This is a genomic window from Streptomyces sp. NPDC017991 (assembly GCF_044328075.1).
GTDB lineage: Bacteria > Actinomycetota > Actinomycetes > Streptomycetales > Streptomycetaceae > Streptomyces.
This window is the reverse complement of the sequence record NZ_JBIRGP010000007.1, coordinates 72064-92069: the sequence shown is the minus strand read 5'-3', so window position 1 is coordinate 92069 and position 20006 is coordinate 72064. Positions and strand designations below refer to the sequence as shown.

The following is a 20006-nucleotide window of genomic DNA, read 5'->3' as shown; positions in this document are numbered from 1 at the left end:
GCGAGACCCGAGCCCAGGATCGCTACCATGGGGTTTCCGGAGCCTGACCGGGGACCCGGATCGCGCACGAGGAGCCCTCTTGCCAGACGAGGCCCAGCCACTCGCCCCCAGGGCCGAACGCCCGGGGGTACCACCGGCCGCCAAGCCCGACCAGCCCGCGGCGCCCGCGGGCACGTCCGCGGCACCCGCGCCCGCCCCCGCACCCGCGAAGAACGGGTCGGCCACCGAGGCCACCCAGGCCGCCACGGGCAAGGCGGCCGATCAGCCACGCCCCGAGCCGGCGGCGGCTCCCGAGCGCCAGACCTCCCCGCCCGCGGCCCGCCCCGCGTCCGCCGCCCGGCCCGCCGTCGGTCAGCCCGCGCGCTCCGGCGGCTCCTCCAACCGTGTACGGGCCCGGCTCGCCCGTCTCGGCGTCCAGCGTTCGAACCCGTACAACCCGGTCCTGGAGCCGCTGCTGCGGATAGTGCGCAGCAACGACCCGAAGATCGAGACGGCCACGCTGCGCCAGGTCGAGAGCGCCTACCAGGTCGCCGAGCGCTGGCACCGCGGCCAGAAGCGCAAGAGCGGCGACCCGTACATCACGCACCCGCTCGCGGTGACGACGATCCTCGCCGAGCTGGGCATGGACCCGGCCACGCTGATGGCGGGACTCCTGCACGACACGGTCGAGGACACCGAGTACGGGCTCGACACCCTCCGCAAGGACTTCGGCGACCAGGTCGCCCTGCTCGTCGACGGCGTCACCAAGCTCGACAAGGTCAAGTTCGGCGAGGCCGCGCAGGCCGAGACCGTCCGCAAGATGGTCGTCGCCATGGCCAAGGACCCGCGCGTCCTGGTCATCAAGCTCGCCGACCGCCTGCACAACATGCGCACCATGCGCTACCTCAAGCGCGAGAAGCAGGAGAAGAAGGCGCGCGAGACCCTGGAGATCTACGCGCCGCTCGCCCACCGCCTGGGCATGAACACCATCAAGTGGGAGCTGGAGGACCTCGCCTTCGCGATCCTCTACCCCAAGATGTACGACGAGATCGTGCGCCTGGTCGCCGAGCGCGCCCCGAAGCGCGACGAATACCTCGCCATAGTGACCGACGAGGTCCAGTCCGACCTGCGCGCGGCCCGCATCAAGGCGACCGTCACCGGCCGCCCGAAGCACTACTACAGCGTCTACCAGAAGATGATCGTCCGCGGCCGTGACTTCGCGGAGATCTACGACCTGGTGGGCATCCGCGTCCTCGTCGACACGGTCCGCGACTGCTACGCGGCACTGGGCACCGTCCACGCCCGCTGGAACCCGGTTCCGGGGCGGTTCAAGGACTACATCGCGATGCCCAAGTTCAACATGTACCAGTCGCTGCACACGACGGTGATCGGCCCCAACGGGAAGCCGGTCGAACTCCAGATCCGTACGTTCGACATGCACCGCCGCGCCGAGTACGGCATCGCCGCCCACTGGAAGTACAAGCAGGAGGCCGTCGCCGGCGCCTCCAAGGTGCGCTCCGACCAGCCGCGGACCACCGGCAAGGACGACCACCTCAACGACATGGCGTGGCTGCGCCAGCTCCTCGACTGGCAGAAGGAGACCGAGGACCCGGGGGAGTTCCTGGAGTCCCTGCGCTTCGACCTCTCGCGCAACGAGGTCTTCGTCTTCACGCCGAAGGGCGACGTGATAGCGCTGCCGGCCGGCGCCACACCCGTGGACTTCTCCTACGCGGTGCACACGGAGGTGGGCCACCGCACCATAGGAGCACGCGTCAACGGACGCCTCGTACCGCTGGAGTCGACCCTCGACAACGGCGACCTGGTGGAGGTCTTCACCTCCAAGGCGTCCGGCGCCGGACCGTCGCGGGACTGGCTGGGCTTCGTCAAGTCGCCCCGCGCCCGCAACAAGATCCGCGCCTGGTTCTCCAAGGAGCGCCGCGACGAGGCCATAGAGCAGGGCAAGGACGCCATCGCGCGGGCCATGCGCAAGCAGAACCTGCCGATCCAGCGCATCCTCACCGGGGACTCGCTGGTCACGCTCGCGCACGAGATGCGCTACCCCGACATCTCGTCCCTGTACGCGGCGATCGGCGAAGGCCATGTGGCCGCGCAGGGCGTCGTGCAGAAGCTCGTCCAGGCGCTCGGCGGCGAGGAGGCCGCCTCCGAGGAGATCGACGAGAGCGTCCCGCCCGCGCGCGGCCGTGGCCGCAAGCGCCGCTCCAACGCCGACCCGGGTGTCGTCGTCAAGGGCGTCGACGACGTGTGGGTGAAGCTGGCCCGCTGTTGTACGCCCGTTCCCGGCGACCCGATCATGGGCTTCGTGACGCGCGGCAGCGGGGTGTCGGTCCACCGCACCGACTGCGTCAACGTCGACTCGCTGTCCCGTGAGCCCGAGCGCATCCTGGAGGTCGAGTGGGCCCCCACCCAGTCCTCGGTCTTCCTGGTCGCCATCCAGGTCGAGGCGCTGGACCGCTCACGGCTCCTGTCGGACGTCACGAGGATCCTGTCCGACCAGCACGTCAACATCCTGTCCGCGGCCGTCCAGACGTCCCGCGACCGGGTGGCCACCTCCCGTTTCACCTTCGAGATGGGCGACCCCAAACACCTGGGCCACGTCCTGAAGGCGGTCAGGGGAGTGGAGGGCGTGTACGACGTCTACCGCGTGACATCGGCCCGCAGACCCTCAGAGGCCTGACAGCCGGACACGACACAGGAGGGGCTCCCGTACAGATTCGTACGGGAGCCCCTCCTGTGTCGGTTGGGCAGCGCCCCCGAAGGGGCGCGGGGAACTGCGCGACCGGCCACAACGCACCCCAGACAAGAACCGGCCCCCGGCGGAGCGCCCCGGCGGAGCTATCCGCCGAACTCGTGCAGCCCCTTGAGCGCCTGCTCCAACAGCGCCTGACGCCCATCAAGCTCCCGCTGGAGCTTGTCGGCCTTCGCGTTGTTCCCCGCGGAGCGAGCCGTCTCGATCTGCCCCTGGAGCTTGTCCACGGCCGCCTGCAGCTGTCCGGTCAGACCCTCCGCACGCGCGCGTGCCTCCGGGTTCGTCCGGCGCCACTCGGTCTCCTCGGAGTCCTGAAGAGCCCGCTCCACCGCGTGCATCCGCCCCTCGACCTTCGGGCGGGCGTCCCGCGGCACATGGCCGATGGCCTCCCAGCGCTCGTTGATCGAGCGGAAAGCGGCCCGGGCCGCCTTCAGGTCCTGCACCGGGACGAGCTTCTCGGCCTCCTCGGCCAGCTCCTCCTTGAGCTTCAGGTTCTCCGTCTGCTCCGCGTCCCGCTCGGCGAAGACCGAGCTGCGCGCCGCGAAGAACACGTCCTGGGCGCCGCGGAAGCGGTTCCACAGGTCGTCCTCGTGCTCGCGCTGGGCGCGGCCCGCGGCCTTCCAGTCCGCCATCAGCTCGCGGTAACGGGCCGCCGTCGGACCCCAGTCGGCCGAGGCCGAGAGCGACTCGGCCTCCGCGACCAGCTTCTCCTTGGTCTTGCGGGCATCCTCCCGCTGCGCGTCCAGCGACGCGAAGTGCGCCTTGCGCCGCTTGGAGAACGCCGAGCGCGCGTGCGAGAAGCGGTGCCACAGCTCGTCGTCGGACTTCCGGTCGAGCCTGGGCAGGCCCTTCCAGGTGTCCACGAGCGCGCGCAGCCGCTCACCGGCGGCCCGCCACTGGTCGGACTGGGCCAGCTCCTCCGCCTCGACGACCAGCGCCTCCTTGGAGTGCCGGGCCTCGTCGGACTGCTTCGCCCGCTGCGCCTTGCGCTCCTCACGACGGGCGTCGACCGTCTCGACGAGCTTGTCCAACCGGACCTTCAGCGCGTCCAGATCCCCGACCGCGTGGTGGGCGTCCACCTGTTCGCGGATGTGGGCGATGGCGACCTGGGCGTCCTTCGAGGACAGGTCGGTCGTCTTCACCCGTCGTTCGAGGAGGCCGATCTCCACGACCAGGCCCTCGTACTTGCGCTCGAAGTAGGCCAGTGCCTCGTCGGGAGTACCGGCCTGCCAGGAACCGACGACCTGCTCGCCGTCGGTGGTACGCACGTACACGGTGCCCGTCTCGTCGACGCGGCCCCACGGGTCGCTGCTCACAGCGCCTCCTCCACATGATGCCTGCGTGGGGCGGCATTGCCCCCGGGCATCGTCCACAGTTTCGTCACGGCCAACATAGGCGACCGGCGGGGCGGCTGTCCGCATCCCGCGCGACCGAAGTTTCGCTGCCTGCGGTCAGGATTTCGTCACGGTCGCCTTGTCGATCACGACCGTCGCGTTGGGTGCGCCGTCGCCCTGGCCGGTGGCCTCGCCGGCGGCCGCGATCTTCTTCATCACCTTCATGCCCGATTCGGAAATCGTGCCGAACGGTGTGTAGTTGGCCGGCAACTGACTGTCCTGGTAGACGAGGAAGAACTGGCTGCCGCCGCTGTCGCGGCCTTCCTTCGTCTGCGCGTTGTACTGGTTGGCCATCGCCACCGTGCCCGCCGGGTACACATTGCCCTTGAGGCGCTTGTCCTTGAGGTTCTCGTCGGGAATGGTGTAGCCGGGACCGCCCATGCCGGTGCCCTGCGGGTCGCCGCACTGGAGCACGTAGATGCCGTTCGTCGTCAGACGGTGGCACTTGGTGTGGTCCAGATAGCCCTTGCCCGTGAGGAAGCTGAACGAGTTCACGGTGTGCGGGGCCTTCGAGGCCGGCATGTCGATGTCTATCGCGCCGCAGGTCGTCTGCAGCTTCATCGTGTAGTCCGCCGACTTGTCGATGGTGATCGCCGGCTCCTTCTTGTAGGTCAGCGACTTCACCTTGCCCGCGGCGGCCTTGTCACAGGGGTCCGGGGCCTTGCTGGGGGAGGCGCTCGGGGTGGCCTCCGCGGCGGCGTTCGACTTGTCGTCGTCGTCCTTCTTGAAGACCCCGGTCGCGTACGACACCACGCTGCCGACGACGATCACGCCGAGTACCGACGCGATCACCGCGTTACGAGCGTGGGCCTTGCGCCGAGCGGACGTACGCCGCTGCTGTTGCCGCAAGAACTTCTCCCGGGCGAGCTGACGCCGCCGCTGTTCCTGGGTGACCACCGGGTTATCTCCTCATGCGTCTCGTACGTCAGGTGGGACGCGTGGGTCTCGTGAGCCGACCGCCTGCGTGTGCCCCGTACCGTATATGGGTTCGCTGTGGTTCCGGCAGCGCCGGTAGGCTCTGAACCGCAGCGAAGCCATCCCCCGTGCGACATTCCGTACGGCATACCGAAGGACGAACGTGCTCATTGCCGGGTTCCCCGCCGGGGCCTGGGGCACCAACTGTTATCTGGTCGCCCCCGCCGCCGGTGAGGAGTGCGTGATCATCGACCCGGGCCACCAGGCCGCCCCGGGAGTCGAGGAAGCGCTCGCCAAGCATCGGCTCAAGCCCGTCGCCGTCGTCCTCACGCACGGCCACATCGACCATGTCGCCTCGGTGGTCCCCGTGTGCGGAGCGCATGACGTACCGGCGTGGATCCACCCCGAGGACCGGTACATGATGAGCGACCCGGAGCGGGCACTCGGCCGCTCCATCGGCATGCCGCTGATGGGCGAGCTGACGGTCGGCGAACCGGACGACGTGCGGGAACTGACGGACGGCGCCGCGCTGACCCTCGCCGGCCTCGACTTCTCGGTCGCGCACGCGCCCGGCCATACGAAGGGGTCGGTGACGTTCCGGATGCCCGGGAACACGGAGGTCCCGTCCGTGTTCTTCTCCGGGGATCTGCTCTTCGCCGGCTCCATCGGACGTACCGACCTGCCCGGCGGCGACATGGACGAGATGCTCGGCTCGCTGGCACGTGTGTGCCTGCCGCTCGACGACTCGACCGTGGTGCTGTCCGGCCACGGCGCCCAGACGACCATCGGCCAGGAGCGCGCCACCAACCCGTATCTGCGGCAGGTGGCGGCGGCCGGCCAGGGAGCGGACCCGAAATCCGCCCCGCGACGAGGAATGTGACGAGAGAATTCCCGTGAGCACCTTCAAGGCCCCCAAGGGCACGTACGACCTGATCCCGCCGGACAGCGCGAAGTACCTCGCGGTGCGCGAGGCGATCGCCGCTCCGCTGCGCGACTCCGGTTACGGATACATCGAGACGCCCGGCTTCGAGAGCGTCGAGCTGTTCGCGCGCGGGGTCGGTGAGTCCACCGACATCGTGACCAAGGAGATGTACGCCTTCGAGACCAAGGGCGGAGACCGGTTGGCGCTGCGCCCCGAGGGCACGGCCTCCGTGCTGCGGGCCGCCCTGGAGGCCAACCTCCACAAGCTCGGCAACCTCCCCCTCAAGCTCTGGTACTCGGGCTCCTACTACCGCTACGAGCGCCCGCAGAAGGGCCGGTACAGGCACTTCTCCCAGGTCGGCGCGGAAGCCATCGGCGCGGAGGACCCGGCCCTGGACGCCGAGCTGATCATCCTGGCCGACCAGGCGTACCGCTCGCTCGGGCTGCGCGAGTTCCGGATCCTGCTCAACTCGCTGGGCGACAAGGAGTGCCGGCCCGTCTACCGCGCGGCGCTCCAGGACTTCCTGCGAGGACTCGACCTGGACGAGGAGACCCTGCGCCGCGCCGACATCAACCCGCTGCGGGTCCTCGACGACAAGCGGGACGACGTCCAGAAGCAGCTGGTCGGGGCGCCGCTCCTGCGGGACTACCTCTGCGACGCCTGCAAGGCGTACCACGAGGAGGTGCGCGAGCTGATCACGGCCGCGGGCGTCTCCTACGAGGACGACGCGAAGCTGGTCCGGGGGCTCGACTACTACACCCGGACGACCTTCGAGTTCGTGCACGACGGCCTCGGCTCGCAGTCCGCGGTGGGGGGTGGCGGGCGTTACGACGGCCTCTCCGAGATGATCGGCGGGCCCGCGCTGCCGTCCGTCGGCTGGGCGCTGGGCGTCGACCGCACGGTCCTCGCGCTTGAGGCCGAGGGTGTCACGCTCCAACTCCCCTCCTCCACCAGTGTGTTCGCGGTGCCGCTCGGGGACGAGGCGCGGCGGGTGCTGTTCGGTGTGGTGACCGAGCTGCGCCGCAACGGGGTCGCCGCGGACTTCTCGTACGGGGGGAAGGGCTTGAAGGGCGCCATGAAGAACGCGAACCGCAGCGGCGCCCGTTACACCGTCGTCGCCGGTGAGCGGGACCTCTCCGAGGGGGTCGTCCAGCTCAAGGACATGGAGTCCGGTGAGCAGGTGGCCGTCGGTGTCAACGAGATCGTGGCCGAGCTGGAGTCCAGGCTGAGCTGAGGCATTCTCGGGGGCGCTGCCCCCGAACCCCCGTGTCCTCGAACGCCGGACGGGCTGAAGTGTCGCCGGACGGGCGGACATCTTCAGCCCGTCCGGCGTTCGAGGACGAGCGCGCAAGCGCGACAGGGGGTCTGGGGCGCAGCCCCAGGGACGGGGCGGCGGAGGACTCACTCCAGCAAACCGAACCGCATCGCGCTCGTCACCGCCGCCGTCCGGTCATCGACCCCCAGCTTTCCGAACGCCCGCAGCAGATGCGTCTTCACCGTCGACTCCCCGATGAACAAGCGCCGCCCGATCTCGGCGTTCGTGCACCCGTCGGAGACCAGCCGCAGCACCGCTACCTCCCGCGCGGACAACCGAGGCCGCTCCGGCTTCGTACGCAGCTGGTCCACCAGCCGCGCGGCGACCGAGGGCGCCAGTACCGTCTCCCCGCGAGCTGCGGCCCGTACCGCGTCCGCCAGTTCCCCCCGCGGCAGATCCTTGAGCAGATAACCCGCGGCCCCGGCCTCGACGGCCCGCAGGATGTCACGGTCGGTCTCGTAGGTGGTGAGCACCACGATCCGGCACGGCAGCCCCGCCTCGGTCATCCGGAGGATCGAGTCGACGCCCCCGCCGCCGGGCATCCGCAGGTCCATCAGCACGATGTCCGGCCGGAGTTCCGCGGCCAAAGCCTCCGCCCGGGGCCCGCTGGAGGCGTCGGCCACGACGTCCAGATCGGGTTCGGCGCTGAGCATCGCGCGCAGCCCCTCGCGCACGACGGGATGATCGTCGGCGAGGACGATCCGGATCACGGGGTACCCCCTTCAAGCGGTGCGAGTGGTGCGAGTGGCATGACCGGTACGGGAAGCCCGACCGTGACGGTCGTGCCCTCGCCGGGTGCGCTGCGGACCATCGTCGCCCCGCCCACCGCGGCGGCCCGCGCCCGCAGCCCCACGAGCCCGTAACCACCGGACGGCAGGGAGGGGTCGAAGCCGCACCCGTCGTCGCCCACCCGCACCGAGAGTTCTTCCGAGGAGTAGCTCAGCTCGATGTCGACCGCGGCCGAACTCCCCGCGTGCTTACGGGCGTTGGACAGCGCCTCCTGGCAGGCGCGCAGGATGACGACCTCCGCCGCGGCGGGCAGCGCGCGCACGGTACCGGACACGGTCACCGACGCCTCGTGCCGGGCCGCGAGCCGGCGCAGCGCGTCGGGCAGCGACGCCCCGTCGAGGTCGGCGGGTGTGCCGCCGGTGACCAGGGCCCGCGCCTCGGCGAGGTTCTGGCGTGCGGTCCCCTCCATCAGGGCCAGATGCCGGCGGGCCCGCGCCACATCGGAGCGGTCCAGCTCCGCCTCGACGGCCTGCGTGAGCATCAGCAGACTCGTGAAGCCCTGCGCGAGTGTGTCGTGGATCTCGCGGGAGAGGCGCTCCCGCTCGGCCAGCGCGCCGTGCGCGGCCGAGAGCCGCGACAGCTCGTGACGACTGGCGTCCAACTCGGCGATCAGCGTGGCCCGGTCCTGGCTCTGCTCGATGACCCGGATGATCCAGCTGCCGACGGCCGCCGAGAAGGCGAGGGTGACCACGGCGAACATCGAGTTGAAGAAGACGGCGTGGTCACCGGGCCACCACAGCAGCGCCCAGCCCACCACCGGCGCGAGGTTGATGACGACCACCGCGGCCAGCGCCCGGCGCAGGCGCAGCGCCATGAAGCACGGCGGGACGAGCGCGAAGGTCATCAGACGGGTCTCCCCGACCAGGATCGCCGAGGGGAGGAACAGCGCCAGGCATCCGGCGAGGTAGTCGAGGGCCCGCCGCTCGTCGGGGGGTTCGCTCCTGAGGACCGGGCGGCCCACCAGTACGTACCAGGGGCTCAGCGGGACGAGCAGGGCCGCGGCGACGGCACGGGTGTGCCACCCCGGGAAGTCCGTGCCGAGCACGAACACCAGGGTGGCCGCCCACACCACGGCGAAGTACGAGTCCCAGAGCCGGAAGGAACGGGCCCAGGTGTAGGCGCCGTCGCCGTGGTCCACGGAGAGGCCGTTCATCCGTCGCGGCGGTTCTTCCAGCGGAAGGTCAGCAGGCACAGCAGCAATCCTCCGACGCACCACGCCCCGAGCACCAGAGCGATCCGACCGAACTCCCAGTTCCCCGCCTGCTCCAGGACCTGCGCCGACTCCGGCAGGAACACGCCCCGCAGCCCCTGGCACATCCACTTCAGCGGGAACACCGCGCTGATGTCGAGCATCCAGCCCGGGATGGTGTCGATGGAGATGTAGACCCCGGAGATGAACTGCAGCACCAGGAAGGGCAGTACGACCACGGAAGTGGCGCTCCTACCGGTCTTCGGGACCGAGCTGATCGCGATGCCCAGCAGGGCGCACGCCGTCAGGCCCAGCAGGAAGATCCAGCCGAAGTCCAGCCACCTCATGGTGTCCGAGGGCAGCTCCACGCCGTAGAACGTGATGCCCACGACGAGCAGGACGACCGTCTCCAGGAAGCCGGTGACGAGAACCAGCCAGATCTTGCCGACGAAGTACGCGGCCGGCGGCATCGGAGTGCCGCGCAGCCGGCGCAGCACCTTCTCGTCCCGCTCGATCGCGATCGAGATGCCGAGCGACTGGAAGCTGGTGGTCATGATGCCGGCGGCCATCATCGCAGGCACGTACAGCTGCGAGGCGGTGACGCCCGCGCCCGTCACGTCGTCGCTGAAGATCGACGCGAACAGGAAGAGGAACACGATGGGGAAGGCGAAGGTGAAGACCACCTGGTCGCGCAGTCGGAAGAACTGCTTGATCTCCAGGGCGCCCCGGTGGCATCCGAGCAGCCAGGCCGCCGGGAGCCGCCGCGTGCCGCTCTCTTTCGTACGCACCCGTGCCGTGGCCGTGGTCATCGCGCGTCCTCCAGCCCCGTGAGCCGCAGATAGACGTCCTCCAGGGTCGGGCGGGCCACCCGCAGCCCCGGGATCTCCCCGTCGAAGCGGCGCATGAGTTCGGCGACCGTACGCGTGGGCGTCCCGGTGCGTTCCGTGCGGGGAGAGCCGTCGGACTCCGTCCACTCGACGACGGCCTCGGTCCCGAACCGGTCGCGCAGCTCCGCGGGTTCGCCCTCGGCCACGACCAGCCCGCGCGCGATCACCGCGAGCCGGTCCGCGAGCGCCTCCGCCTCCTCCAGATAGTGCGTGGTCAGCAGGATCGTCGTGCCCTCGTCCGCGAGCCTGCGGATCAGCTCCCAGAACTGCCGCCGGGCCGCCGGGTCGAATCCGGTCGTGGGCTCGTCCAGGAGCAGCAGGTCGGGACCGCCGATCACCCCGAGCGCCACATCGAGCCGGCGCCGCTGGCCGCCCGAGAGCGCCTTGATGCGGCTGCCCGTCTTCCCTTCCAGGCCCACCAGGCCGATGACCTCCGCCGGGTCGCGCGGCTTCGGGTAGTAGCGGGCGAAATGGCGGACCGTTTCGCCCACCGTCAACTCGGCGGGCGCGGATTCGTCCTGCCAGACGATGCCGACCCGCGAGCGCCACGCGCGCGTGGCGTTCACCGGATCCGTGCCGAGCACCGAGACCTCGCCCGCGTCGCGGGAACGGTTGCCCTGAAGGATCTCCACCGTGGTGCTCTTGCCCGCGCCGTTGGGTCCGAGCAGGCCGAACACCTCGCCCCGCCGGATACCGAGATCGATGCCGTCGACGGCGGTGATGCCGCCGTACCGCTTGCGCAGCCCCCGTACGTCGACCGCGAGTTCGTTCGCGTGTGCTGTCATGCGAACGAGCGTCCCGCCGAAGCGAGCGTTCCGGGACGACCGCACGTACTTCCTTATGTCCATCGAACGGTGGACACCCGCGCGTGTGCGGCACAATGACCGTGCCCGGAAGGTCCTCTCAAGCTACGGAAACGGCGTGATGAGCAAGACGACAGTCAGGGAAGGCGTCTCCACCGACCAGGGAGCCGCGGGAGTCCCACGGACCGTGGGCGGCGGCCGGTTCCTCGCCCTTGTGCTGATGATCACGGGCGCGGCCGGGCTGCTGGCCTCCTGGGTCATCACCATCGACAAGTTCAAGCTCCTTGAGGACCCGGGCTTCACGCCGGGCTGCAGCCTGAACCCGGTCGTCTCCTGCGGCAACATCATGAAGAGCGACCAGGCCTCCGTCTTCGGGTTCCCCAACCCGATGATGGGCCTCGTGGCGTACGGCATCGTGATCGCCGTCGGCGTGAGCCTGCTCGGGCGGGCGACCTACCCGCGCTGGTACTGGCTGACCTTCAACGCGGGCACGTTGTTCGGCGTCGGATTCGTGACCTGGCTGCAGTACCAGTCGCTGTACAACATCAACTCGCTGTGCCTGTGGTGCTGCCTCGCCTGGGTCGCGACCATCGTGATGTTCTGGTCCGTGACCGCGCACAACGTCCGGCACGGCTTCCTGCCCGCGCCCGGCTGGCTCAAGGGGTTCTTCGGCGAGTTCGCCTGGGTGCTGCCGGTCCTGCACATCGGGATCATCGGCATGCTGATCCTGACGCGCTGGTGGGACTTCTGGACCAGCTGACGCACCAGCCGACGGACCCGGGCGGATCCCTTGCGGGGCAAGGGCCGGGCCGCGTTGTCAGTGGCGTGGCATAGGGTTCCGGATGTGGAGCCCGACCTGTTTACCGCCGCAGCCGAAGAACGCCAGGAGAAGGACCCCTCCGGCAGTCCCCTGGCCGTCCGGATGCGCCCGCGCACCCTCGACGAGGTCGAGGGCCAGCAGCATCTGCTGAAGCCGGGCTCGCCGCTGCGCAGACTCGTCGGCGAGGGCGGCGGCGGCCCGGCCGGACCCTCCTCGGTGATCCTCTGGGGCCCGCCCGGCACCGGCAAGACGACCCTCGCGTACGTGGTCTCCAAGGCGACGAACAAGCGCTTCGTGGAGCTCTCCGCGATCACCGCGGGCGTCAAGGAGGTCCGCGCGGTCATCGAGGGGGCCCGCCGTGCCACCGGGGGCTACGGCAAGGAGACCGTCCTCTTCCTCGACGAGATCCACCGCTTCAGCAAGGCCCAGCAGGACTCCCTGCTCCCGGCCGTCGAGAACCGCTGGGTGACGCTGATCGCGGCGACCACGGAGAACCCGTACTTCTCGATCATCTCCCCGCTGCTGTCCCGCTCGCTCCTGCTCACCCTCGAACCGCTCACGGACGACGACCTGCGCGGGCTGCTGCGCCGGGCGCTCACCGACGAGCGCGGCCTCAAGGGGGCGCTCACCCTCCCCACGGACAGTGAGGAGCACCTGCTGAGGATCGCCGGCGGCGACGCCCGGCGTGCCCTCACCGCCCTGGAGGCCGCCGCCGGGGCGGCACTCGACAAGAAGGACGCCGGGATCACCCTCCAGACCCTGGAGGAGACCGTCGACCGGGCCGCGGTGAAGTACGACCGCGACGGCGACCAGCACTACGACGTGGCCAGCGCCCTGATCAAGTCGATCAGGGGCTCGGACGTCGACGCGGCGCTGCACTACCTGGCCCGGATGATCGAGGCCGGCGAGGACCCCCGGTTCATCGCCCGTCGCCTGATGATCTCCGCCAGCGAGGACATCGGCCTGGCCGATCCGAACGCGCTGCCGACGGCGGTCGCGGCGGCCCAGGCCGTCGCCATGATCGGCTTCCCGGAGGCCGCGCTCACCCTCAGCCACGCCACCATCGCCCTCGCCCTGGCCCCGAAGTCGAACGCCGCGACGACGGCGATCGGCGCCGCCATGGAGGACGTGCGCAAGGGCCACGCGGGTCCCGTGCCGATGCATCTGCGGGACGGGCACTACAAGGGCGCGGCCAAGCTCGGCCACGCGCAGGGGTACGTGTATCCGCACGACCTGCCCGAGGGCATCGCCGCCCAGCAGTACGCGCCCGAGGAGCTCAAGGACCGGGAGTACTACACCCCGACCCGGCACGGCGCCGAGGCGCGCTACGCGGACGCGGTGGAGTGGACCAGGAAACACCTCGGTCGAGGGCGGTCCTGATCGCCCTGTAGACTCTCCGAAGCGCTGCGTCCCGTGTCCGGCCTCCTTCAACGAGGAAGTCGGCACCACCAGAACGGGACATGCAGCCGGAGCCCTCACCTCCGGGTGAGGAATCCAGGAGCGTCGCGCACCGTCGAAGGTGTCGCGGGCAGCCCACCACCCTCTCGGAATCCCGGGAAACGGTCGGTGGGCCACTCGCGTGCTGCACATGTGCCCAGCTCAGGGAGCGGCTGCCCAGCAGGTCCGTGACGGACCCGAAGGGTTTCCCTGGCTGCGGATGCGACCTCCCCTAACCACTGGTGAAGCCGTATTCACATCAGAAATCACGAGGTGTTTGGTTCATGCCGAACCAGTCCCGCCCCAAGGTCAAGAAGTCGCGTGCCCTCGGCATCGCGCTGACCCCGAAGGCCGTCAAGTACTTCGAGGCCCGCCCCTACCCGCCCGGCGAGCACGGCCGTGGCCGCAAGCAGAACTCGGACTACAAGGTCCGTCTGCTGGAGAAGCAGCGTCTGCGCGCGCAGTACGACGTGTCCGAGCGTCAGCTCGTCCGCGCCTACGAGCGTGCCGCCAAGACGCAGGGCAAGACCGGTGAGGCCCTGGTCATCGAGCTGGAGCGTCGTCTCGACGCCCTGGTTCTGCGTTCGGGCATCGCCCGCACGATCTACCAGGCCCGCCAGATGGTCGTGCACGGCCACATCGAGGTCAACGGCGGCAAGGTCGACAAGCCGTCCTTCCGCGTCAAGCCGGACGACGTCGTGATGGTCCGCGAGCGCAGCCGCAGCAAGACGCTGTTCGAGGTCGCCCGTGCCGGTGGGTTCGCCCCCGACGGTGAGACCCCGCGCTACCTCCAGGTGAACCTCGGCGCCCTGGCGTTCCGCCTGGACCGCGAGCCGAACCGCAAGGAGATCCCGGTGATCTGCGACGAGCAGCTCGTCGTCGAGTACTACGCCCGCTGATCAGGCGTACCCAGCACCACCGGCCTCGCGCCTGCTCTCAGAGCATCAGCCCGTCGTCTCCCCACCCTTGCGGGTGGGCGAGGCGGCGGGTTCTCGCATGTCCGGGAGTGCCGGGATGTCAAGCGGCGCGGCAGACGTACCGAGCGCCTCCGGCCGGGTGCGGCCGAGCGCCCGCCCCACCGCCGCCTGCCGCCCCAGCCGCGCCCCGGCCCGTACGCACTCCTCGTACCGATCGTCGCCCAGCCGCTCCCGGGCCATGGCCTCGCACTGCTCGTGCGGGGCGTTGTAGTAGGCCGAACCGAACAGCGGCAGGCCCACCGACGGCCACATCCGGGAGGCGGAGCCCTGGAGCACCGCCGCCTCGGCGGCGTCGCCCTCGGCCGCGGTGACCAGCGCGAGCAGCTCCACGGCCAGGACCGTGCCGAGCAGGTCGTGGAAGGCATGGGTGATGTCCAGGCACTCCGTCAACAGTCGCCGGGCGCCCGGCAGATCACCCTCGGTCCGGGCCGCGTACGCCAGTACGTACAGCGCGTACGCCAGCGACCAGCGCTCCCCGTGGTCCACGCAGACCCGGCGCACCTCCTCGCACAGCCGTACCGCGCCCGGCAGATCGCCCTGGAAGGCCAGCGCCATCGCCAGCTCCACCTGCGCCATCAGGACGTTGCTGTTCAGCTCGCCGATCTCGTGATAGCGGTCGAGCGCCGAACGCAGCAGGGTCTGCGCGCGGGGCATGTCGTCGGTGACCAGGGCCAGACAGCCGGTGCGGTGCTCGGCGTAGGCCAGCGCGGTGCGGTTGCCGGCGAGTTCCGCCGTCCGACGGCACTCGCCGAGCGCGGCGAACGCGGGCACGGTGTCGCCCTGGAGGACCGCCACATGGCCGAGCACCCACAGCGCCTTCAGCCGCGAGCGCTCGTGCTCGGTGTCCAGGTCCAGACTGCGCTCCAGCCAGTGCCGCCCCTCCGACAGCCGCCCGCAGCCCACCCAGTAGAACCAGAGGGTCCCCGCCAGGTACTGCCCCAGATGCCCGTCGTCCGGCTCGCTCAGACAGTGCTCCAGGGCGCGGCGCAGATTCGGCAGCTCCGCCTCCACCCGCGCGGCCACCTCACGCTGCCGGGGCGAGAACCAGTCCAGCTCGCCCCAGGTCGCGAGCCCCGTGAACCAGTCGCGGTGCCGCCGCCGCAGCCGGTCCCCGTCGTCGGTGGCCTCCAGCCAGTCCGCGCCGTAGGCCCGGACCGTGTCCAGCATCCGGTAGCGCACCCCCGCCGGCGTGTCCTCGCGGGTGATCACCGACTGGGCCAGCAACTCGTGGAGGACGTCGAGGATGTTGTCGGGACGCAGCCCGCCGCCCCCGCACACGTACTCCACGGACTCCAGGTCGAACTGCCCGGCGAACACCGACAGCCGCGCCCACATCAGCCGCTCCTGCGGTGTGCACAGTTCATGGCTCCAGCCGATCGCCGTACGCAGCGTCCGATGGCGCGGCAGCGTGTCGCGCCCACCGCCCGTGAGCAGCCGGAAACGGTCGTCGAGCCGGGCTAGCAACTGAGCGGGGGAGAGGGCCCGCAGCCGTCCCGCGGCCAGCTCCACGGCGAGCGGGACCCCGTCGAGCCGCCGGCAGATCTCGTGGACGTCCGCGCGGTTGCCGTCGTCCAGCGCGAAACCCGGCGTGCCGGCGGCGGCGCGGTCCGCGAACAGCTCGGCCGCCTCCGGCCCGGTCAGCGGCGCCAGCGGGAACACCTGCTCGCCCTCCACCGAGAGCGGCCTGCGCCCCACGGCCAGCACCCGCAGGCCGGCCGCGCGCCGCAGCAGCTCACCGACCAGCGCCGCGCACGCGTCGACCAGATGCTCGAACCCGTCGAGCACGAGCAGGAGCCGCCGCTCCGCGAGATGGTCGAGCAGGACCTGCCGCGGCGGTCGCGAGGTGTGATCCGTCAGGCCCAGCGCCTCCACGACCGCGTACTCGACGAGTTCCGGCTCGCGCAGCTCGGCCAGTTCCACCCGCCACACCCCGTCGTCCGGCCGGAGCCGGGCCGCCGCGCGCGCCGCCAGCCGCGACTTGCCCACCCCGCCCGGGCCCGTCACCGTGACCAGCCGCGCGGCGCCGAGGGCCGCGTCCAGTCGCGTCAGTTCGGCCGCGCGGCCCACGAACGCGTTGAGCTCCAGGGGCAGATTGCCGCCCCGGTGACCGCCCGCCCCCGCGCCGGAGGGCCGAGAACCCTGAGAAGACCGCATGGGCAACGGAGCGTACCCACCCATGCGCACTCCGTACAATCGCTTCGCGCGAACCCCGGTGGTGGCGGGCGGTAATCCGGTACGGAGCCGCGGCGCCGGCGCGATAGGGTCGGAGGACGACTTTTCGATGGTGAGGCACGAGTTCAGGGAGCGGGTGCGCAGTGTCCGGTGGTGAGGTGGCCGGGATCCTGGTGGCCGTCTTCTGGGCGATCCTGGTCTCCTTCCTCGCGGTGGCACTCGCGAGGCTGGCCCAGACGCTCAGGGCGACCACCAAGCTCGTCGCGGACGTGACCGAACAGACGGTCCCGCTCCTCGCGGACGCCTCCGCGGCCGTGCGCTCCGCGCAGAGCCAGATCGAGCGGGTCGACGCCATCGCCGCGGACGTCCAGGAGGTCACGTCGAACGCCTCGGCGCTCTCCTCGACCGTCGCCTCGACCTTCGGCGGCCCGCTGGTGAAGGTGGCGGCGTTCGGCTACGGCGTACGCCGGGCCATGGGCGGCCGCCGCGAGGACGAGCCCGCCAAGCCCACGCGACGCACCGTGATCGTGGGCCGCACCGTCCCGTCGGCGCGACGGGGAAAGCGGAAGAAGGACTGACGCAGCGATGTTCCGCCGTACGTTCTGGTTCACCGCGGGCGCAGCCGCCGGCGTGTGGGCCACCACCAAGGTCAACCGCAAGATCAAGCAGCTGACGCCCGAGAGCCTGGCGGCCAGAGCCGCCGACAAGGCGATCGAGGCGGGCCACCGCGTCAAGGACTTCGCACTCGACGTCCGGGACGGAATGGTCCAGCGCGAGGCGGAACTCGGCGAGGCGCTCGGACTGAACGCCGACCCCGAACCGGCCTCCCCGCGCCGCCTCGCCGCCCTGGAGAGCGGCGACGACCCGCAGCACGGCGGGACCCCGAAGCACGGCAAGAACCCGACGTACGTCGAGAGGTCGACGTACTCGTACAACCGGAATGAGGACCACTGATGGAGTCGGCCGAGATTCGTCGCCGCTGGTTGAGCTTCTTCGAGGAGCGCGGGCACACCGTCGTCCCTTCGGCGTCGCTCATCGCGGACGACCCGACTCTGCTCCTGGTCCCGGCCGGCATGGTCCCCTTCAAGCCGTACTTCCTCGGTGAGGTCAAGCCCCCCTTCGCCCGCGCCACCAGCGTCCAGAAGTGTGTCCGTACGCCGGACATCGAAGAGGTCGGCAAGACCACCCGGCACGGCACGTTCTTCCAGATGTGCGGCAACTTCTCCTTCGGCGACTACTTCAAGGAAGGCGCCATCAAGTACGCCTGGGAGCTGCTGACCAGCCCCCAGGACAAGGGCGGTTACGGCCTGGAGCCGGAGAAGCTCTGGATCACCGTGTACCTGGAGGACGACGAGGCCGAGCGCATCTGGCACGAGGTCGTCGGCGTCCCCAAGGAGCGCATCCAGCGCCTCGGCAAGAAGGACAACTACTGGTCCATGGGCGTCCCGGGCCCCTGCGGCCCGTGTTCCGAGATCAACTACGACCGCGGCCCCGAGTTCGGCGCCGAGGGCGGCCCCGCCGTCAACGACGAGCGGTACGTGGAGATCTGGAACCTCGTCTTCATGCAGTACGAGCGCGGCGAGGGCACCTCGAAGGAGGACTTCGAGATCCTCGGCGACCTGCCGAGCCAGAACATCGACACCGGCCTCGGCCTCGAACGCCTCGCCATGATCCTGCAGGGCGTGCAGAACCTGTACGAGATCGACACCTCCATGGCCGTCATCAAGAAGGCCACCGAGCTGACCGGTGTCGAGTACGGCGCCGCCCACGGCTCCGACGTCTCCCTGCGTGTGGTCACCGACCACATGCGGACGTCCGTGATGCTCATCGGCGACGGCGTCTCCCCGGGCAACGAGGGCCGTGGCTATGTGCTGCGCCGCATCATGCGCCGCGCCATCCGCAACATGCGGCTGCTCGGCGCCACCGGCCCGGTCGTCCAGGATCTCGTCGACGTCGTCATCGAGATGATGGGCCGGCAGTACCCGGAGCTGGTCTCCGACCGCAAGCGCATCGAGACCGTCGCCCTCGCCGAGGAGGCCGCCTTCCTGAAGGCGCTGAAGGGCGGCACCAACATCCTCGACACCGCCGTCACGGAGACCAAGTCCTCCGGCGGCACCGTCCTCTCCGGCGACAAGGCCTTCCTGCTCCACGACACCTGGGGCTTCCCGATCGACCTCACCCTGGAGATGGCCTCCGAACAGGGCCTGTCCGTGGACGAGGACGGCTTCCGGCGCCTGATGAAGGAGCAGCGGGAGCGCGCCAAGGCCGACGCCAAGGCCAAGAAGACCGGTCACGCCGACATGGGCGCCTACCGCGAGATCGCCGACGCCGCCGGCGAGACCGACTTCATCGGCTACACGAACACCGAGGGCGAGTCCACGGTCGTCGGCATCCTCGTCGACGGTGCCTCCTCGCCCGCCGCCACCGAGGGCGACGAGGTCGAGATCGTCCTCGACCGCACCCCGTTCTACGCCGAGGGCGGCGGCCAGATCGGCGACACCGGCCGCATCAGGATCGACACCGGTGCCGTGATCGAGGTCCGCGACTGCCAGAAGCCCGTCCCCGGGGTGTACGTCCACAAGGGCGTCGTCCAGGTCGGCGAGGTGACCGTCGGCGCCAAGGCCCAGGCCGTCATCGACGTGCGCCGCCGCACGGCCATCGCCCGCGCCCACTCGGCCACCCACCTCACGCACCAGGCCCTGCGCGACGCCCTCGGCCCGACGGCCGCCCAGGCCGGTTCCGAGAACCAGCCCGGCCGGTTCCGCTTCGACTTCGGCTCCCCGTCGGCCGTGCCCACGGCCGTGATGACGGACGTGGAGCAGAAGATCAACGAGGTGCTCACCCGCGACCTCGACGTGCACGCCGAGATCCTGAGCATCGACGAGGCCAAGAAGCAGGGCGCCATCGCCGAGTTCGGTGAGAAGTACGGCGAGCGCGTGCGCGTCGTCACCATCGGCGACTTCTCCAAGGAGCTGTGCGGCGGCACACATGTGCACAACACCGCCCAGCTCGGCCTGGTCAAGCTGCTCGGCGAGTCGTCGATCGGTTCGGGTGTCCGCCGTATCGAGGCCCTGGTGGGTGTCGACGCCTACAACTTCCTCGCCCGCGAGCACACGGTCGTCGCCCAGCTCCAGGAGCTGATCAAGGGCCGTCCGGAGGAGCTCCCGGAGAAGGTCTCGGCCATGCTCGGCAAGCTGAAGGACGCCGAGAAGGAGATCGAGAAGTTCCGCGCGGAGAAGGTCCTCCAGGCCGCCGCCGGTCTCGCCGGATCCGCCAAGGACGTGCAGGGCGTCGCACTTGTCACCGGTCAGGTCCCGGACGGCACGAGCGCCGACGACCTGCGCAAGCTGGTCCTCGACGTACGCGGCCGTATCCAGGGCGGACGGGCCGTCGTGGTCGCCCTGTTCACCACCGTCAACGGCAAACCGCTGACGGTCATCGCCACCAACGAGGCCGCCCGCGAGCGTGGCCTCAAGGCCGGTGACCTGGTGCGCACGGCCGCCAAGACCCTCGGCGGCGGCGGTGGCGGCAAGCCCGACGTGGCCCAGGGCGGCGGCCAGAACCCGGCCGCCATCGGTGAGGCCGCCGACGCCGTCGAGCGGCTCGTGGCCGAGACCGCCAAGTGAGCGACGGCGAGCGG

Annotated in this window: 16 protein-coding genes; 9 read left to right on the top strand and 7 right to left on the bottom strand. The window is 70.4% G+C overall.

The genetic code is table 11. The features are described 5' to 3' along the window. The first annotated feature begins 79 nt into the window (after positions 1-79). Positions 80-2674, top strand: coding sequence for a RelA/SpoT family protein (locus ACH4DZ_RS21520; protein WP_398288833.1), 2595 nt, complete (start codon positions 80-82; stop codon positions 2672-2674). A gap of 158 nt (positions 2675-2832) precedes the next feature. Here ACH4DZ_RS21520 and ACH4DZ_RS21515 read toward each other — a convergent pair whose 3' ends face one another. Then, positions 2833-4062, bottom strand: a complete 1230-nt coding sequence (locus ACH4DZ_RS21515; RefSeq protein WP_398288832.1) for a DUF349 domain-containing protein — start codon at positions 4060-4062, stop codon at positions 2833-2835. Positions 4063-4197: 135 nt separating this feature from the next. After that, a complete protein-coding gene (locus ACH4DZ_RS21510) occupies positions 4198-5037 on the bottom strand; it encodes a peptidylprolyl isomerase (RefSeq protein WP_398288831.1) in 840 nt (279 codons plus the stop codon). A 181-nt stretch (positions 5038-5218) separates the two neighbouring features. On the opposite strand from ACH4DZ_RS21510, the gene ACH4DZ_RS21505 reads away from it, so the two are divergent. Together ACH4DZ_RS21505 and hisS are read left to right on the top strand one after the other, a co-directional pair. Further along, on the top strand, positions 5219-5935 hold the full coding sequence (locus ACH4DZ_RS21505) for an MBL fold metallo-hydrolase (protein ID WP_398288830.1): 717 nt from the start codon (positions 5219-5221) through the stop codon (positions 5933-5935). Between the two features lie 13 nt (positions 5936-5948). Then, on the top strand, positions 5949-7211 hold the full coding sequence (gene hisS, locus ACH4DZ_RS21500) for a histidine--tRNA ligase (RefSeq protein WP_398288828.1): 1263 nt from the start codon (positions 5949-5951) through the stop codon (positions 7209-7211). Between the two features lie 167 nt (positions 7212-7378). Here the strand turns inward: hisS and ACH4DZ_RS21495 are convergent, their stop codons facing one another. Genes ACH4DZ_RS21495 through ACH4DZ_RS21480 form a run of 4 tightly spaced genes read right to left on the bottom strand, consistent with a single transcriptional unit; the run spans position 7379 to position 10942 of the window. Next, positions 7379-8002, bottom strand: coding sequence for a response regulator (locus ACH4DZ_RS21495; protein WP_398288827.1), 624 nt, complete (start codon positions 8000-8002; stop codon positions 7379-7381). Beyond that, the gene (locus ACH4DZ_RS21490; protein ID WP_398289214.1) at positions 7999-9234 is read right to left on the bottom strand and encodes a sensor histidine kinase; all 1236 of its coding nucleotides are present in this window, start codon (positions 9232-9234) and stop codon (positions 7999-8001) included. Before ACH4DZ_RS21490 ends, ACH4DZ_RS21495 begins: the two co-directional genes overlap by 4 nt. Beyond that, complete coding sequence (locus ACH4DZ_RS21485) at positions 9231-10079, bottom strand: ABC transporter permease (RefSeq protein WP_398288824.1); 849 nt, start codon at positions 10077-10079, stop codon at positions 9231-9233. Before ACH4DZ_RS21485 ends, ACH4DZ_RS21490 begins: the two co-directional genes overlap by 4 nt. Continuing rightward, entirely contained in the window at positions 10076-10942 is an 867-nt protein-coding gene (locus ACH4DZ_RS21480) for an ABC transporter ATP-binding protein (protein ID WP_398288823.1), read from the bottom strand. The genes ACH4DZ_RS21485 and ACH4DZ_RS21480 overlap by 4 nt, the downstream gene beginning before the upstream one ends. A gap of 139 nt (positions 10943-11081) precedes the next feature. Between ACH4DZ_RS21480 and ACH4DZ_RS21475 the strand changes: the two genes are divergently transcribed. From ACH4DZ_RS21475 to rpsD, 3 genes are all read left to right on the top strand, one after another. Then, positions 11082-11720, top strand: coding sequence for a vitamin K epoxide reductase family protein (locus ACH4DZ_RS21475; RefSeq protein ID WP_398288822.1), 639 nt, complete (start codon positions 11082-11084; stop codon positions 11718-11720). 84 nt (positions 11721-11804) lie between these two features. Further along, a complete protein-coding gene (locus ACH4DZ_RS21470; RefSeq protein ID WP_398288821.1) occupies positions 11805-13160 on the top strand; it encodes a replication-associated recombination protein A in 1356 nt (451 codons plus the stop codon). Between the two features lie 341 nt (positions 13161-13501). Beyond that, positions 13502-14116 (top strand): 30S ribosomal protein S4, encoded by a 615-nt coding sequence (gene rpsD, locus ACH4DZ_RS21465; RefSeq protein ID WP_055614429.1) that lies wholly within the window; start codon positions 13502-13504, stop codon positions 14114-14116. Positions 14117-14161: 45 nt separating this feature from the next. Here rpsD and ACH4DZ_RS21460 read toward each other — a convergent pair whose 3' ends face one another. Continuing rightward, positions 14162-16348, bottom strand: coding sequence for an ATP-binding protein (locus ACH4DZ_RS21460; protein ID WP_398288820.1), 2187 nt, complete (start codon positions 16346-16348; stop codon positions 14162-14164). 161 nt (positions 16349-16509) lie between these two features. On the opposite strand from ACH4DZ_RS21460, the gene ACH4DZ_RS21455 reads away from it, so the two are divergent. Genes ACH4DZ_RS21455 through alaS form a run of 3 tightly spaced genes read left to right on the top strand, consistent with a single transcriptional unit; the run spans position 16510 to position 19992 of the window. Next, positions 16510-16944, top strand: a complete 435-nt coding sequence (locus ACH4DZ_RS21455; protein WP_398288818.1) for a DUF948 domain-containing protein — start codon at positions 16510-16512, stop codon at positions 16942-16944. Positions 16945-16951: 7 nt separating this feature from the next. Then, positions 16952-17320 carry a DUF6167 family protein gene (locus ACH4DZ_RS21450; RefSeq protein ID WP_398288817.1) on the top strand — a complete coding sequence of 123 codons (369 nt, stop codon included), beginning with the start codon at positions 16952-16954 and terminating at the stop codon, positions 17318-17320. Then, positions 17320-19992 (top strand): alanine--tRNA ligase, encoded by a 2673-nt coding sequence (gene alaS, locus ACH4DZ_RS21445; protein ID WP_398288816.1) that lies wholly within the window; start codon positions 17320-17322, stop codon positions 19990-19992. Before ACH4DZ_RS21450 ends, alaS begins: the two co-directional genes overlap by 1 nt. Positions 19993-20006 lie beyond the last annotated feature (14 nt).

Excerpts from the sequence above, each read along its gene's own strand:
- ACH4DZ_RS21490 (WP_398289214.1), bottom strand. The coding sequence starts at position 9,234 with ATGAACGGCCTCTCCGTGGACCACGGCGACGGCGCCTACACCTGGGCC.
- ACH4DZ_RS21485 (WP_398288824.1), bottom strand. The coding sequence starts at position 10,079 with ATGACCACGGCCACGGCACGGGTGCGTACGAAAGAGAGCGGCACGCGG.
- ACH4DZ_RS21480 (WP_398288823.1), bottom strand. The coding sequence starts at position 10,942 with ATGACAGCACACGCGAACGAACTCGCGGTCGACGTACGGGGGCTGCGC.
- ACH4DZ_RS21475 (WP_398288822.1), top strand. The coding sequence starts at position 11,082 with ATGAGCAAGACGACAGTCAGGGAAGGCGTCTCCACCGACCAGGGAGCC.
- rpsD (WP_055614429.1), top strand. The coding sequence starts at position 13,502 with ATGCCGAACCAGTCCCGCCCCAAGGTCAAGAAGTCGCGTGCCCTCGGC.
- ACH4DZ_RS21460 (WP_398288820.1), bottom strand. The coding sequence starts at position 16,348 with ATGCGGTCTTCTCAGGGTTCTCGGCCCTCCGGCGCGGGGGCGGGCGGT.
- ACH4DZ_RS21450 (WP_398288817.1), top strand. The coding sequence starts at position 16,952 with ATGTTCCGCCGTACGTTCTGGTTCACCGCGGGCGCAGCCGCCGGCGTG.
- alaS (WP_398288816.1), top strand. The coding sequence starts at position 17,320 with ATGGAGTCGGCCGAGATTCGTCGCCGCTGGTTGAGCTTCTTCGAGGAG.